The organism is Brevibacterium sp. LE-L, from assembly GCF_050214925.1.
In the GTDB taxonomy this organism is placed as follows: domain Bacteria; phylum Actinomycetota; class Actinomycetes; order Actinomycetales; family Brevibacteriaceae; genus Brevibacterium.
Map to the genome: position 1 here is coordinate 2,623,916 of NZ_CP189759.1, position 13,774 is coordinate 2,637,689.

The window sequence follows — 13,774 nt, forward strand, 5'->3', positions numbered from 1 at the left end:
ATGGCTGCCGTGATCGCTGCGCTTGCCCTGCTGCTCTCGGGCTGCACCCATCAACCGCCCAGTCCCGAGGGGTCCGAATCTCCCGCGTCGGCCGACGACACCGCGGATCCGACCGCCGCGCAGTCGGATGGAGCTGCCGACACCGGTTCCGAGGACGGTGCACCACAGCTGGTGGCAGAGGATCTTAACACCCCGTGGTCGATCGCCTTCTTCAAGGGAACTCCGCTGGTCAGCGAACGCGATTCCGGGCGGATCCTCGAACTCAGCGAGGACCGGCCCGCGCAGTCCCGCGAAGTCGCGACTGTCGAATCAGTCGTCGCCGAGGGTGAGGGCGGGCTGCTCGGGCTGGCAGTGGCCGATGAGAGTCTCTTCGCCTATTTCACTTCGGCCGAGGACAACCGCATCCAGCGGTTTCCGCTCTCGGGAGAGCCGGGCAGGCTCGAGCTCGGTGAGCCGGAGACGATCCTCGACGGGATCGCCAAGGCGAGCTTCCACAATGGGGGTCGGCTGGCGATCGGACCCGATGGCAAGCTCTATGCGACGGCCGGCGATGCCGGGAACCCCGCGGATGCGCAGGACCCCGAGTCTCTCAACGGTTCGATTCTGCGGCTCAACTTCGATGGAACCGTGCCCGCGGACAACCCGGATCCGGACTCCCCTGTCTACACCTACGGACACCGCAACGCACAGGGGCTCGGCTGGGACGCTGAAGGAACGATGTACGCCAGCGAGTTCGGTCAGGACACCTGGGACGAACTCAACATCATCGAAGCCGGGCGCAACTACGGCTGGCCGGAGGTCGAAGGGATCCCAGCCTCCAGCGGCAGCACGGGTTCGGGGTCGGCCGGCGACTTCGTCGCTCCGGTTCATCAGTGGAGCACCGAGGAAGCGAGCCCGAGCGGAATCGCCGTGACCGAGGATTCGATCGCCATTGCCAACCTGCGCGGTCAACGACTCCGCTGGGTCCCCCTCGCGGACACCGCAAGGCAGGAGACGCAGTTCGTCGGCGAGTACGGACGGCTGCGAGATGTCGTCTCCGCCCCGGGCGGAGAACTGTGGCTGATGACGAACAACACCGACGGACGCGGCGACCCGTCCGACGGCGACGACCGGATCCTCAGCGTGCGAAGTCGATGATCTGTCGCACCACCGTGCCGTCGGCCAAGGCGTCGAACGCGGAGTTGAGGTCGTCGAGGCCGATCGTGTCGGAGATGAGCTCTTCGACCGGCAGCTTCCCCTCCCGCCACAGCTGGGCGTAGACGGGGATGTCGCGACTCGGCACGGCCGAACCGAGGTAGGAGCCGACGACGGTGCGAGCCTCGGCGGTCAAGGTCACCGGAGTGATATGCGACTGCGCATCCGGTGCGGGAAGGCCCACGGTCACCGTCGTTCCGCCCACGGCGGTGGCTTCGAACGCGGTTTCGAAGGCGCGCGGGTGCCCGACGCATTCGATGACGATGGGAGCCTTCCGGTCCCCGAGCTGTTCGGGGGTGAAGACTTCGGCGGCGCCGAGTTCTTTCGCCCGCACGAGTTTGTCCGGGTTCGCATCGACGCCGATGACTCCTGCGGTGTCGAGCGACAGTGCCGTGATGAGCGCTGCCATGCCGACCCCGCCGAGGCCGACGACCATCACTTCGTCGTCCGGTCCGGGGCGACCGGCGTTGAGCACCGCTCCCCCGCCGGTGAGCACGGCGCAGCCGAGCACAGCGGCGATGGGTGCGGGAACATCGTCGGCGACGGGGACGACGGATGCCCGGTTGAGCACCGCATGCGTGCCGAACACGGACGCGCCGAGGTGGTGGAGGACCTCGGCACCGGTGTCATCGTGCAGGCGCACCCGGTGACCGTCGAACGGCAGGGTCCCGGCGCCGTTGGTCACGCTGCCGGGCGTGCACGGAAGTTTGCCGTCGGTGCGGCAGTTCGGGCATTCACCGCACCGGGGCAGGAACACGGTGACGACCTGCTGGCCAACCTCGAGGTCATCGACACCGTCACCGAGCTTCTCGACGACTCCGGCTCCCTCGTGGCCGAGCAGCATCGGCAGAGGCCGGGGTCGGTTGCCGTCGACGACGGAGAGGTCGGAATGGCAGACTCCGGCGGCCTCCATCCGAATGAGCACCTCACCGGGTCCCGGGTCATCGAGGTCGAGGTCCTCGATCGTCATCGGCCGCGACGTCGCGAACGGACGAGGCCGCTCCATCTCACGCAGCACCGCACCTCTGATCTTCACAGCGTCCTCCTCAGACTGTTCGTCTCACAGCGCCTGGGCGCCCTGCTCTTCATAATCGGCCATGATGGAGATCCGGCGCTGGTGACGTTCGTCGCCGGAGAACGGTTCGGCGAGGAAGGCATCGACGATGGCGATCGCCTCGTCCTCGGGGTGCTGGCGGGCGCCGACGGCGACGATCTGCGCATTGTTGTGCTGACGTGCCAGCTTCGAGATCTCCGGGTTCCACGCCAGAGCGGTGCGTGCGCCCGTGACGAGGTTCGCCGCCATCTGCTCGCCGTTGCCCGAACCGCCGATGACGACGCCGAGGGCCTCGATTCCGGCGGACTGGTCATCGACCACGGCTTGGGCGGCGGCGATGCAGAACGCCGGATAGTCGTCGAGGGCGTCGTATTCGAGTGCGCCGTGGTCGACGACCTCGTGCCCCGCCTCTGCGAGGTGGGCTTTGAGAACCTGTTTGAAATCGAATCCGGCGTGATCTGTGCCGAGGTGAACCTTCATGTGCGTGCCTTTCGATGAACTCTGCGGAGCTGTCTTATCCGCTTTATCCGCGCGGGAACGGGTGGTGCTGGATCTTCAGTCGAAGTTCGGACCCTGGTCGCGGGTGCGTTTGAGTTCGAAGAATCCGGGCGTCGAAGCGACCGCGAGGACACCGTCGAAGAGTCGGCCTGCGTCCTCGCCCTTCGGTGCCGGGGTGACGACCGGTCCGAAGAACGCGGTGCCGGCCACACGGCAGATCGGCGTTCCGACATCATCGCCGACAAGAGCCAGCGCTTCATCGTGGGATGTCTGGAGAGCCGCGTCATAGTCGTCGGTCTCGCCGTATTTCATGAGCTCGGCGGGCAGCCCCACCTCGGTGAGGGCCTCGGAGACGGCCTGCTCGAAGTCCTTCTCCCCACCCGGATGGATACGGGTGCCGATGGCGGTGTAGAGGGGCTCGGCCACCTCTTCTCCGTGTTCGGCGATCGCGGCGGTGACGATGCGCATCGGCGCCAGCGCCCGGTCCATCAGTGCCCGGTAGTCAGCGTCGATGTCCTTGTCGCGGTTGAGGAAGTTGAGGCTCATGGGCCGGAACCTCACCTCGACATCGCGCACCTTGGCCACTTCGAGGCCCCAGCGGGAGGTCATCCAGGCCCAGGGGCAGGCCGTATCGAACCACAGATCGAGTGTTTCCTTGCTCACTGTCTCTCCTCTTCCATTCGGTCGTGGGCACCGAAGCCGGCCACCCGACGTTGCGCTGTTCAATCTATCAAGGCCGAGCGGGTACGGGGAACGCGATCGAATCACGGGCATCGGAGCCGAGGTCCTTGCCCGATGACGTGTCCATGAAAGAATGACCCAGTACACCCGGTTCCCGAAGCGAAGGTCGCCACACTGTGCCGCAATACAACCTCACCCGCGATGAAGCCCGCGAACGTTCCGCCCTCGTGGACGTCACGAGCTACGATCACACCCTGATCCTCACGGGAGTCGGTGAGAGCTTCCGCGTCCGCTCGCGGATCCGCTTCACCGCGGTGCCGGACTCGTCGACGTTCATCGACGCCATCACCGCCAGTGTCGAGCGCGTGCGTCTCAACGACGTCGACCTCGACCTCGCCGAGGTGGTCGGACCGGCGCGCATCACTCTGCCCGGCCTGGCCGCTGAGAACGAACTCATCGTCGATGCCCGCTTCTACTACATGAATACCGGTGAGGGCCTGCACCGCTTCGTCGACCCGATCGACGACGAGGTCTACCTGTACTCCCAATTCGAAGTCCCCGACGCCCGCCGCGTCTTCCCCGTCTTCGAGCAGCCCGACATCAAATCCCCGTACTCCTTCACCGTCATCGCTCCCGAGAAGTGGACGGTCGTCTCGAACTCCCCCACCCCCACGCCGAGCAGCCCGAAGGAGACCTTCGCCGAGCTCGACGAGGAGCCCATCGAGGGGACGGCCGTGTGGCAGTTCGCTCCCACCACGCCGATCTCGTCCTACATCACTGCCATCATCGCCGGCCCCTACCGGTCCGTGCATTCGAAGCTGACGTCCTCGGACGGTTCGATCGTGCCCTTGGGCCTGTACTGCCGGGCTTCGCTGCTCGAGCACCTCGACTCGGCCAAACTGTTCCGCATCACAAAGGCCGGCTTCGAGTTCTTCGAACGGGAGTTCGGGATCGCCTACCCGTTCGAGAAGTACGACCAGCTCTTCGTGCCGGAGTTCAATGCCGGAGCGATGGAGAACGCCGGGGCCGTGACGATCCTGGAGAACTACGTCTTCCGGTCGCGGCCGACCGAGGCATTGGTCGAACGACGCACGGTGACCATCCTCCATGAACTCGCCCACATGTGGTTCGGCGACCTCGTGACCATGCGCTGGTGGAACGATCTGTGGCTCAACGAGTCCTTCGCCGAATTCATGTCGACGCTGGCCACCGCCGAGGCGACGGAGTTCGCCGACGCATGGACGACCTTCGCCACGATCGAGAAGTCGTGGGCGTACCGACAGGATCAGCTGCCGAGCACCCACCCGATCGTCGCGCCCATCGAAGACCTCGCCGATGTCGAGGTCAACTTCGACGGCATCACCTACGCCAAGGGCGCTTCGGTGCTCAAGCAGCTGGTGGCCTGGGTCGGGCGGGAGGAGTTCTTCGCCGGACTCAGACGCTACTTCGACAAACATGCGTGGTCGAACACGGAACTCTCCGACCTCCTCGACGAGCTCGAGGCCACCTCGGGGCGGGATCTGGCCAGCTGGTCGAAGCTGTGGCTCGAGGAATCCGGCGTCAACCTCCTCGAAGCTGCCGTCGAGACCGAGTCCGACCCCGCGGCTGAAGGCAACAGCGAAGTCATCACGCGTCTGCAGGTGACACAGCGTCCGTGGGAGATCGCAGGACAGCCCACCCCGTCGCTGCGGCCCCACCGTCTTGCCATCGGCTTCTATTCCGAGTCCGAGACCGGCCGCATGGTGCGCACCCATTCCTTCTCCCTCGACATCGATTCCGAATCCGCCGAGGTGGTCGAGGCCGAGGGGCTGGCCCGTCCCGACGTCATCGTCGTCAATGACGCCGACCTCAGCTACGCGAAGGTCCGCTTCGACGCCCACAGCATGGACACCGCTGCCAAGCGTCTGAGTGACTTCGACGATTCGCTCACCCAGCTGCTCATCCTCGCCACTCTCTGGGATGAGGTCCGCGACGGTGAACGGCCCGTCCATGACTACATCGACACCATCACCGCCCATCTGGGGGCGATCACGCATTCCTCTGGTCTGCTCACGCAGATGCGCCAGCTCGAGACCGCGGTCTCGGCGTATCTGCCTCCGCAGCAGCGCGAGGCGATGCACGCCCGGCTGGCCGATCGCTTCTTCGAACTCCTCGAAACCGTGGACGAAGGCACCGATCAGGCGTTCCAGTTCGTCCAGGGCTTCGTCAAGCACGCAACCACGACCGGCCAGCTCGACCGGCTGCGGTCCTGGTTGCTGCCTGAGACCGAGAGGGTTCACGGGATCGCCATCGACACGGACCTGTCCTGGGACATTCTCGTCGCCCTCTGCGCCCATGACGGCGCAGATGAGGCTGCGCTCGAGGCGATGAGCCGCAAGGATCCCAGCGCCACCGGAGTCCGGCGGGCCGCAACCGCTCGTGCCTCCCGGCCGACGACGGAGGCGAAATCGTGGGCGTTCACCCGCCTCGTCGAGGAGGCGGATCTGCCGAACTCCGAACTCAGCGCGCTCGCTTTGGGATTCGCCACGGGTCTGCAGACGTCGTCGGGTGAGAGCATCGCCGCGGCGGCTCCGCTGGGTCCCTTCGCAGACGAGTACTTCGCCCGCGTCGCAGGCTGGTGGGAGACTCGAACCCTGGAGATGGCTCAGACGATGACAGTGCGTCTGTTCCCGCCGGTGAGTTCCGACACAGTCGAGGCGACCCGACGCTGGCTCGATGACCACCCTTCGGCTCCGAAGGGCCTGCTGAGGCTGATGCGAGAGAACCTCGCCGATGCCGAGAGGGCGCTGCGGGTTCAGCGGGTGTCCAGCGCTTCCAAGGGATCGTTGAACCTCGCGCGTTAGTCTCGGGGCACCATGACTTCTGATCCATTGGAATCCACAGTTCAAGCCGCAGGTGACTTCGATTGGTCCTTCCTCCTCGGAGCCCCGCTGCGGATCACCGTCATCATCGTCGGTGCCATCATCGTCAATCTCATCGTGCGTCTCTTCATCCGTCGTTTCACGACGGCGGTGGCCAAGGGCACGGTCGGCAGCGAGAAGGCCGAAGGTGCCGGTCTCGCGAAGTTCTCGGCCACGGCGATGGAAGCGCAGCACACCGGGATCGATCAGCAGACGATCAAGCAGCGCCGTGCGCAGCGGGCGAGGACCGTGGGACGGATGCTGTCGTCGGTGACGACGATCCTCATCAGTGTGATCGCTGCGCTGATGATCCTCGACGCGCTCAGCTTCAACATCGCCCCGATCCTCGCCTCTGCCGGTATCGCAGGTGTCGCCATCGCCTTCGGTGCCCAGGAGCTCGTCCGCGACTACCTCTCCGGGTTCTTCATCGTCATCGAGGACCAGTACGGCATCGGTGACACCGTTGACCTCGGTGAGGCCGTCGGCGAGGTCGAGGACGTCGGTCTGCGCCGCACTCAGGTCCGTGACCTCACCGGCACCCTGTGGCATGTGCGCAATGGTGAGATCCTGCGCGTGGGCAACCTGTCGCAGGGCTGGGCTCGCGCGGTCCTCGACATCCCCATCGACTACCGGACCTCGATGGACGACTTCCGCGAGATGGCCGCACAGATCACCCACAAGCTGAAGCAGGACCCCGAGATCGCCAAGGCGATGCTCGAAGACCCGGAGATCGCCGGTGTCCAGTCCCTGTCCGGTTCGTACCGAGTCATCCGCACAATGGTCAAAACCAAACCGAACCTGCAGTGGATGGTCGAACGCGCATTCCGCGCCGAACTCATGACCCAGCTGGCCGAGCGCGGCGGACAGATCGGTATGATGCAGGAGACGGTCCTGCGCACACTGCCGACCACCGAGGATGCCGCCACCACCGCTGCTTCCACGACCGGCGCGGACTCATCTGCCCAGCGTGCGCAGAGCACCGTCGGTGCCGCACCGACGAAGTCGACTGCGACCGCCGAGGACAAGCCCTCGGCGCTGCCCAGCGACCAGGAGATCCGCAGCACCGTCCAGGAAGACTCCCCGAGCGAAGGATCGAACGATGACGCAGACGACTGACGATTCGGTGTTCGCCGCCGTCGGAGGCCACGAAACCTTCAGCCGTCTCGTCGATGTGTTCTACCAGCACGTCGACGCGGATGCTCAGCTCATCGCCATGTACCCTGACGGCCACGAGCTCGAGGGCGCGAAGCATCGCCTGCAGACCTTCCTCGAACAGTACTTCGGGGGTCCTTCGACGTATCAGGAGGAACGGGGGCATCCGCGGCTGCGGATGCGTCATTTCGACTATCCGATCGACTTCGATGCCCGTGACCGGTGGCTGCGCTGCATGCGTGCGGCACTCGACGATGTCGCTCTGGCCCCGCTCTACGACGAGATCTTCTGGGACTACTTCCAGCGAGCCGCGACGGCGATGGTGAATACGGCCAATCCGAACATCCGCTGAGCGAGCTCCGACTCAGCGTCGAAGGCGCCGCTCAGCGAGCGCCGGCTCAGCGTCGAAGGCGGGTGGGCACGATTCGGCTCAGCCGCGGATCCGAGTGAGCAGGTGCCCGCCCGGAGTGACGAGACGCAGCCATCCCGCGGATTCCATGATGGTCAGTTCGCGGTCATCATCGCGTCCTGCCGCAGGAATGAAACGCAGGGCCGTGGCCGCGAAGGCGAGCCCGCTGGGCACGGCCGTACCCTGGTCGCCGAACATTTCGCGCGACCAGATTCGGGAGCGCAGCGCCTTGACCGCGTGAGCCCCTGAACCTTCCGGCGCTCCGCTGCTGATCTCGGCCACACCCTGTGCTGCGGTCTCGTGCAGACCGCCCACCGAAATCGTGTCCGTTGTCTGCCATCCTCCGCGCGGAGGCGCGATGCCCGTCCACGAGACGAGCACGGAGTTCGGGGGCACGGGCAGAGCCGTGCCGTTCTCCTCCCGAGCGAAGCGGTCGAGCAGGTTCGACAGCGGCACTGCTTCGTCCAGTCCGTCGAGCTCGGAATCATGCAGGCGCAGAGTCCGCATGGCCAGGACCAGGGGCGTCGAATCGCCCAATCCGTGGGGGAACAGCGGCGCCACGGAGGCGGCGAGGACGTTGGAGACGACCTGCAGCCGCATCGCACCGTCGGAATCGGCACGGTGGGCCAGGGTGGTGAAAGAGGCGAGATCCCGCATCGCCAGCGGGTCGGCGATCTGCAATGTGGTCATCGGCGTGCCCTCCGCAGCGGAACGGCGGTGCCGAGGACGGATTCCATCGCTGCGGTCTCGGCTTCGTTGAGGCGACGCGGTCGGCCGCTGGCGATGTCGATGAAGACGATGACGGTCTCGGCGACCGTGTAGACCTGCGAACCGTCGGGTTCGCAGATGGTGTAGCCGACCGTCACCGAGGCGGCCCTGACTTCGCTGATGACCAGATCGACCGCGACGGGTCCGGTGCGGTAGGGCATCGGTGCGCGGTATTCGATCGCGTGGGAGGCCACAAGCAGCTCGGTCGTCGCCGATGCGTCAGCGAAGATCGTCGGGATCTTCACCCCGCTGACAGCATCGGACACTCCGTGCCGGCCGGGCGTCGTCGGAGCATCGGAGCTGTGGGTCGGCGATCCCAGCGCGCGTACACGAGCCTCTTCGAGCAGCCTGAGCTGGGTGACATTGTTGACATGCCCGTAGGCATCCATATCGCCCCATCTCAGCTCCAGCAGTACACGGGTGAAGTCATCGAGCAGTGGATCGGTGGCGCCTGAGTGCATGCTTCCCATCATGCCACCTTTATCGACTCGGTGTCCCACGCGATAGGATCGTGGACCGTACGCGAAAAAGTCACCGGCGTTGCAGGGAGAGAGCTATGACCGAAGAAGCATCCACCGAAGCAGAGACCAACGTGGCGACGCTGCATGACATCCTCGATCTGCAGCGGCTCGAGTTCACCTCGGCGTCGAGCGAAACGGACTTCTTCATCGGCCACAGCCAGTACAAACCCGATGGTCGTGTCTACGGCGGTCAGGTGCTGGCCCAGTGCGTCATCGCGGCGGCAGCGACTCTGCCCTCCGACCGGCTCATCCATTCCCTGCACGGCTATTTCCTCCGTGCCGGGGATGTCAGCGAACCGATCGAATTCGGTGTCGAGCGCCTGCGCGACGGCCGTTCGTTCTCGGCCCGGCGCGTCCACGCCTATCAGAAGGGCGCGCCGATCCTTTCGCTGAGCGCCTCGTTCCAGGACGAACAGCCCGGTCTCGACCACGCCGAGCTGATGCCCACAGGTCTGCCGGCTCCCGAGGACTGCCCGGAGCTGCTCGACTACATCGGCGACGAGGATTCGGCGGTCGTCACCGACTGGCTGCGCAAACGTCCCTTCGAAGTCCGCCCGGTCGAACCGTCCCTGCACACCTCAGGGGTCTCCGATCCTTCGATCACCGAGCAGCATTCATGGTTCCGGGCCAGTGCCCCCTTCGGCGACGACCCCGTCCTCAATGCCGCAGCTTTGGCCTATGCCAGCGACTTCAACCTCCTCGAACCTGTTCTCCGTCATCACCGGCTGACGTGGAGGAGCCCCGGTCTGCGGGTCGCCAGCCTCGACCACGCCATGTGGTGGCATCGTCGGGTCAAGGTCGACGAGTGGATGCTCTACGTTCAGGAGTCACCGGCGGCACAGGGCGGACGGGGTCTCGGTTACGGACGGATCTTCTCCCAGGACGGGACGCTGCTGGCCACGGTGGCGCAGGAGGGCATGGTCCGGGTCAAGGAGAGCCGGTGAAGAACGATCCGATGCCGAGCGACCCGACGATGATGGACGTCATCGGCACGATCCTCAGCCGCCTGGTGAACGTGGCCCTGTTCATCGTCATCGCGCTCCTCACCCTCGCCGCGCTCAACGGCAGAACCGATCTGCCTATCGGGGTCTGCGCGATCCTGTCGGTCATCAGCGGGGTCATCGGCACAGTTCTCATCCGCCTCCTGTTCAAGGGTCTCGGAGCGCTTCTGCGCCCATCCGAACGCTGAACCGTACACTCGGTCAGCGGCCAGTCGACGATCTGCGCACGCCGGTTGAGAGCCGAACAGAGCAGCAGAATCATTCGATCAGCGCTGACCGGACACAGAAGTGCCCCCGCCACCGGGCGGAGGCACTTCTGTGGAGAATCGGCGGCTGCGGCCGGTGAGGCTCAGTCGCGGGTGAGACGACGGTGCGTGACCCGATGCGGTCGCGCCGCATCCTCACCGAGGCGTTCGACCTTGTTCTTCTCGTACGACTCGAAGTTGCCTTCGAACCAGTACCAGTTCGCCGGATTCTCCTCGGTGCCTTCCCACGCCAGAATGTGTGTGGCCACACGGTCGAGGAACCACCGGTCGTGGGAGACCACCACGGCACAGCCCGGGAACTCGAGAAGCGCGTTCTCCAAGGAACCCAGGGTTTCGACGTCGAGGTCGTTAGTCGGCTCATCGAGGAGAAGGAGGTTTCCGCCCTGTTTGAGGGTGAGTGCGAGGTTGAGACGGTTGCGCTCACCGCCGGAGAGGACGCCGGCCTTCTTCTGCTGGTCCGGACCTTTGAATCCGAACGCTGAGACATAGGCACGCGAAGGCATCTCCACCGCACCGACCTGAATGAAGTCGAGTCCATCGGAGACGACTTCCCACAGGCTCTTGTCCGGGTCGATTCCGCCGCGCGACTGGTCGACATAGGAGAGCTTGACGGTGTCGCCGACTTTGAGATCGCCGCCGTCGAGCTCTTCAATCCCGACGATCGTCTTGAACAGCGTCGTCTTACCGACGCCATTGGGGCCGATGACACCGACGATGCCGTTGCGCGGCAGCGAGAAGCTCAGACCATCGATGAGCTGACGACCGTCGAAGCCCTTCTGCAGGTTTTCGGCCTCGATGACGACATCTCCGAGGCGGGGACCGGCAGGGATCTGGATCTCTTCGAAGTCGAGCTTGCGGGTCTTCTCCGCTTCTGCGGCCATCTCCTCATAGCGGGCCAGACGTGCCTTGGACTTCGTCTGCTTCGCCTTCGGATTCGAACGCACCCACTCGAGTTCGTCCTTCAGCCGCTTGGAGAGTTTGGCGTCCTTCTTGCCCTGGACCTGGAGGCGCTCCTGCTTCTTCTCCAGGTAGGTCGAGTAGTTGCCCTCATAGGGGTAGAGGTGACCGCGGTCGATCTCGGCGATCCATTCGGCGACATGATCGAGGAAGTACCTATCGTGAGTGATCGCGATGACCGCTCCCGGGTAGGTCTTCAGGTGCTGCTCGAGCCACAGCACGGATTCGGCATCGAGGTGGTTCGTCGGCTCGTCGAGAAGCAGCAGGTCCGGCTTCTCGAGGAGGAGCTTGCACAGGGCCACGCGGCGGCGCTCACCGCCGGAGAGCACCGAGACCTCGGCATCCGGCGGCGGGCAGCGCAGAGCGTCCATCGCCTGTTCGAGCTGCGAGTCGAGATCCCACGCGTCGGCCGCGTCGATGGCTTCCTGGAGCTTGCCCATCTCTTCCATGAGGGCGTCGAAGTCCGCATCGGGACTGGCCATCTCCTCGGAGATCGCATTGAAGCGGTCGACCTTCGCCTTGATCTCGCCGACGCCTTCTTCGACGTTGCCGAGGACTGTCTTCTCTTCGTTCAGGGGCGGTTCCTGCAGAAGGATGCCCACGGAATAACCGGGGCTGAGTCGAGCTTCGCCGTTCGAGGGCTGCTCGAGTCCCGCCATGATCTTGAGGATCGTCGATTTGCCGGCGCCGTTGGGGCCGACCATACCGATCTTCGCTCCTGGGTAGAACGACATCGATACATCGTCGAGGATGACTTTGTCACCGTGCGCTTTGCGCGCTTTGTGCATGGTGTAGATGAATTCGGCCATAGTGTCCTCAGGCTATCGTTTCCGCGCGCTCAAGCGTTAATTGGCGTTCAGCCGCCGCCGAGCGAAGGGGCCTCGTCCGAGGAACCGGAACTGCCGTCGGAGCTTGGAGAGTCCTCGCTCGGCTGCGGAGTCTCTGTCTGCTCGTCCTTGCCGTTGATATCCTCCCCCGGCAGGTGGCCCTTGCCGTTGGAGTCACCTTCTTCGTCCCGCTTCTCCCCCTTCGGAGCCTTGACCCCCTTCGGCCTGTCGACCTCGCCGAACAGGCAGGAACCCGTCGACTCTGTGGGCTCCACGAGTTCTGCCGTCGCCTTCCCCGACCGGATCTCTCCGACGACACAGCCCTTGTCGGTCTTGACTCCAAACATCTTCGATGGGACATCGTTGCCCAATGGCGAGGCGTCGAGTGTGGCTTCGAGCTGATCGGGCTCGTAACCGGCGTCGAGCATCGTGGTGAAGAACTTCTTCGTCGACGGGACCGAGTCCTTGTCCCCCGTGATCGGTTTGAGTGCCTTGAGCACCTTGTCCACCTCGGCCACGGGAGCAGCGTGAGTCGTCTTCGGTTCGGGTTTGGCGTCGTCGCCGCCGAAGCCCAGAAGGGAGCAGCCCGACAATGCCAGAGTCAGTGCTGCGGCACCCAGCACAGGAACAAGACGCATCTGAAACCTCGGCGAGAGGGGACGATTGACAGTCTCACTTTAACCGATCGAGGCGGCTGGCGGTGGCAGCGAATCGATCAGAACGGCGCCGCCGCGGCAGCGGTCACTGCCGCGATCGCGGTATCGTCCGCGCTGGGCCCGTCGTTGTCGCCCGTCGCAGCGCTGCTGCCCGTTCCCTCTTGGTCGGCTCCATCGCTTTCAGCCGCCGACGCCTCCCCCTCAGCGACCGAGGTGTCGGCATCGGACGATGGGCGCTCACCGGCACCGGTCGTGCGAGCAGCAGTCGCCACCTCGGCTGCAGAAGGAGAACCGAGGCCCTCCCAGCCATCGCTCTCAGCCGTGCCGGTGTCCTCCGGCGCTTTCGACGGCTGATTCTCTGTCCGGTCCTGTCCCTTGGCCCTCCGGTAGTGCGCGGTTCCGTAGCGCAGGTCGGGACCGATGTGGTCGGCGACGACGGTCGGGGCGACGCCGCTTCGCTCTTCGGTTTCCCACTCGCGGTTGCGCAGACTGCCGGTGACGATGACCGCGGTGCCTTTGCCCAGCGACATGGAGGAATTGCTGGCCAGATCTCCGTAGCAGTCGATGCCGAACCAGGAGGTGCCGTCGTTGATGAATTCCCCGGTGCCTCTGTCGACTCTCCAGTGATTGACGGCAAGGCGGAAGGACGCACAGGCCCGCCCGGACGGCAGCGTGCGAGCAGTGGGTTCGGTGGCGATGGTGCCGGTGACGGTGATTGGAATGGCGGACATCGGTGTCTCCTCTTCGACTGGATGGCGGCACGCGATCCTCGGCGGTCGCGTGGTCCTCCAGTCAGCCCGGAACCGTCCTCCCCCGTCCAGAGATTGAAAATGCCCTGTGGATGACGCTTTTCCATCCACAGGGCACAGGAGACCGAGTCGCACTCATTG

Annotated in this window: 14 protein-coding genes; 6 read left to right on the forward strand and 8 right to left on the reverse strand. The window is 65.0% G+C overall.

The window, feature by feature from the left end; genetic code table 11:
* Window positions 1–1,137 (forward strand): PQQ-dependent sugar dehydrogenase, encoded by a 1,137-nt coding sequence (locus ACQE2J_RS11840; RefSeq protein ID WP_167854369.1) that lies wholly within the window; start codon window positions 1–3, stop codon window positions 1,135–1,137.
* Here the strand turns inward: ACQE2J_RS11840 and ACQE2J_RS11845 are convergent.
* From ACQE2J_RS11845 to ACQE2J_RS11855, 3 genes are all read right to left on the reverse strand, one after another.
* A complete protein-coding gene (locus ACQE2J_RS11845; RefSeq protein WP_425119525.1) occupies window positions 1,118–2,230 on the reverse strand; it encodes an alcohol dehydrogenase catalytic domain-containing protein in 1,113 nt (370 codons plus the stop codon). The two genes, ACQE2J_RS11840 and ACQE2J_RS11845, sit on opposite strands and share 20 nt — an antisense overlap.
* A gap of 24 nt (window positions 2,231–2,254) precedes the next feature.
* Window positions 2,255–2,728, reverse strand: a complete 474-nt coding sequence (locus ACQE2J_RS11850) for a ribose-5-phosphate isomerase (RefSeq protein ID WP_135538591.1) — start codon at window positions 2,726–2,728, stop codon at window positions 2,255–2,257.
* A gap of 75 nt (window positions 2,729–2,803) precedes the next feature.
* On the reverse strand, window positions 2,804–3,409 hold the full coding sequence (locus tag ACQE2J_RS11855; RefSeq protein WP_135538593.1) for a DsbA family protein: 606 nt from the start codon (window positions 3,407–3,409) through the stop codon (window positions 2,804–2,806).
* 194 nt (window positions 3,410–3,603) lie between these two features.
* Here ACQE2J_RS11855 and pepN point away from each other — a divergent pair, with 194 nt between their 5' ends.
* The 3 genes from pepN to ACQE2J_RS11870 are packed head-to-tail and all read left to right on the forward strand — an operon-like array spanning window position 3,604 to window position 7,831.
* Complete coding sequence (gene pepN / locus ACQE2J_RS11860) at window positions 3,604–6,270, forward strand: aminopeptidase N (protein ID WP_426936386.1); 2,667 nt, start codon at window positions 3,604–3,606, stop codon at window positions 6,268–6,270.
* A 12-nt stretch (window positions 6,271–6,282) separates the two neighbouring features.
* A complete protein-coding gene (locus ACQE2J_RS11865) occupies window positions 6,283–7,443 on the forward strand; it encodes a mechanosensitive ion channel family protein (protein ID WP_426936387.1) in 1,161 nt (386 codons plus the stop codon).
* A complete protein-coding gene (locus ACQE2J_RS11870; RefSeq protein ID WP_135538599.1) occupies window positions 7,427–7,831 on the forward strand; it encodes a globin in 405 nt (134 codons plus the stop codon). The genes ACQE2J_RS11865 and ACQE2J_RS11870 overlap by 17 nt, the downstream gene beginning before the upstream one ends.
* Window positions 7,832–7,909: 78 nt before the next feature.
* Here ACQE2J_RS11870 and ACQE2J_RS11875 read toward each other — a convergent pair whose 3' ends face one another.
* Together ACQE2J_RS11875 and ACQE2J_RS11880 are read right to left on the reverse strand one after the other, a co-directional pair.
* Window positions 7,910–8,578, reverse strand: a complete 669-nt coding sequence (locus ACQE2J_RS11875) for a hypothetical protein (RefSeq protein WP_135538601.1) — start codon at window positions 8,576–8,578, stop codon at window positions 7,910–7,912.
* Window positions 8,575–9,129, reverse strand: a complete 555-nt coding sequence (locus ACQE2J_RS11880) for an acyl-CoA thioesterase (RefSeq protein WP_425119527.1) — start codon at window positions 9,127–9,129, stop codon at window positions 8,575–8,577. Before ACQE2J_RS11880 ends, ACQE2J_RS11875 begins: the two co-directional genes overlap by 4 nt.
* Window positions 9,130–9,212: 83 nt before the next feature.
* Between ACQE2J_RS11880 and ACQE2J_RS11885 the strand changes: the two genes are divergently transcribed.
* A complete protein-coding gene (locus tag ACQE2J_RS11885) occupies window positions 9,213–10,121 on the forward strand; it encodes an acyl-CoA thioesterase (protein WP_135538603.1) in 909 nt (302 codons plus the stop codon).
* Window positions 10,118–10,366: a hypothetical protein gene (locus ACQE2J_RS11890; protein ID WP_135538605.1), complete on the forward strand. Its 249-nt coding sequence runs from the start codon at window positions 10,118–10,120 to the stop codon at window positions 10,364–10,366. The genes ACQE2J_RS11885 and ACQE2J_RS11890 overlap by 4 nt, the downstream gene beginning before the upstream one ends.
* Before the next feature lie 161 nt (window positions 10,367–10,527).
* Here ACQE2J_RS11890 and ettA read toward each other — a convergent pair whose 3' ends face one another.
* The 3 genes from ettA to ACQE2J_RS11905 form a co-directional block, all read right to left on the reverse strand.
* Window positions 10,528–12,210 carry an energy-dependent translational throttle protein EttA gene (ettA, locus tag ACQE2J_RS11895; protein WP_425119528.1) on the reverse strand — a complete coding sequence of 561 codons (1,683 nt, stop codon included), beginning with the start codon at window positions 12,208–12,210 and terminating at the stop codon, window positions 10,528–10,530.
* Window positions 12,211–12,257: 47 nt separating this feature from the next.
* Window positions 12,258–12,866, reverse strand: coding sequence for a DUF6993 domain-containing protein (locus tag ACQE2J_RS11900; protein ID WP_135538609.1), 609 nt, complete (start codon window positions 12,864–12,866; stop codon window positions 12,258–12,260).
* 77 nt (window positions 12,867–12,943) lie between these two features.
* Complete coding sequence (locus ACQE2J_RS11905; RefSeq protein ID WP_135538611.1) at window positions 12,944–13,615, reverse strand: single-stranded DNA-binding protein; 672 nt, start codon at window positions 13,613–13,615, stop codon at window positions 12,944–12,946.
* Window positions 13,616–13,774 lie beyond the last annotated feature (159 nt).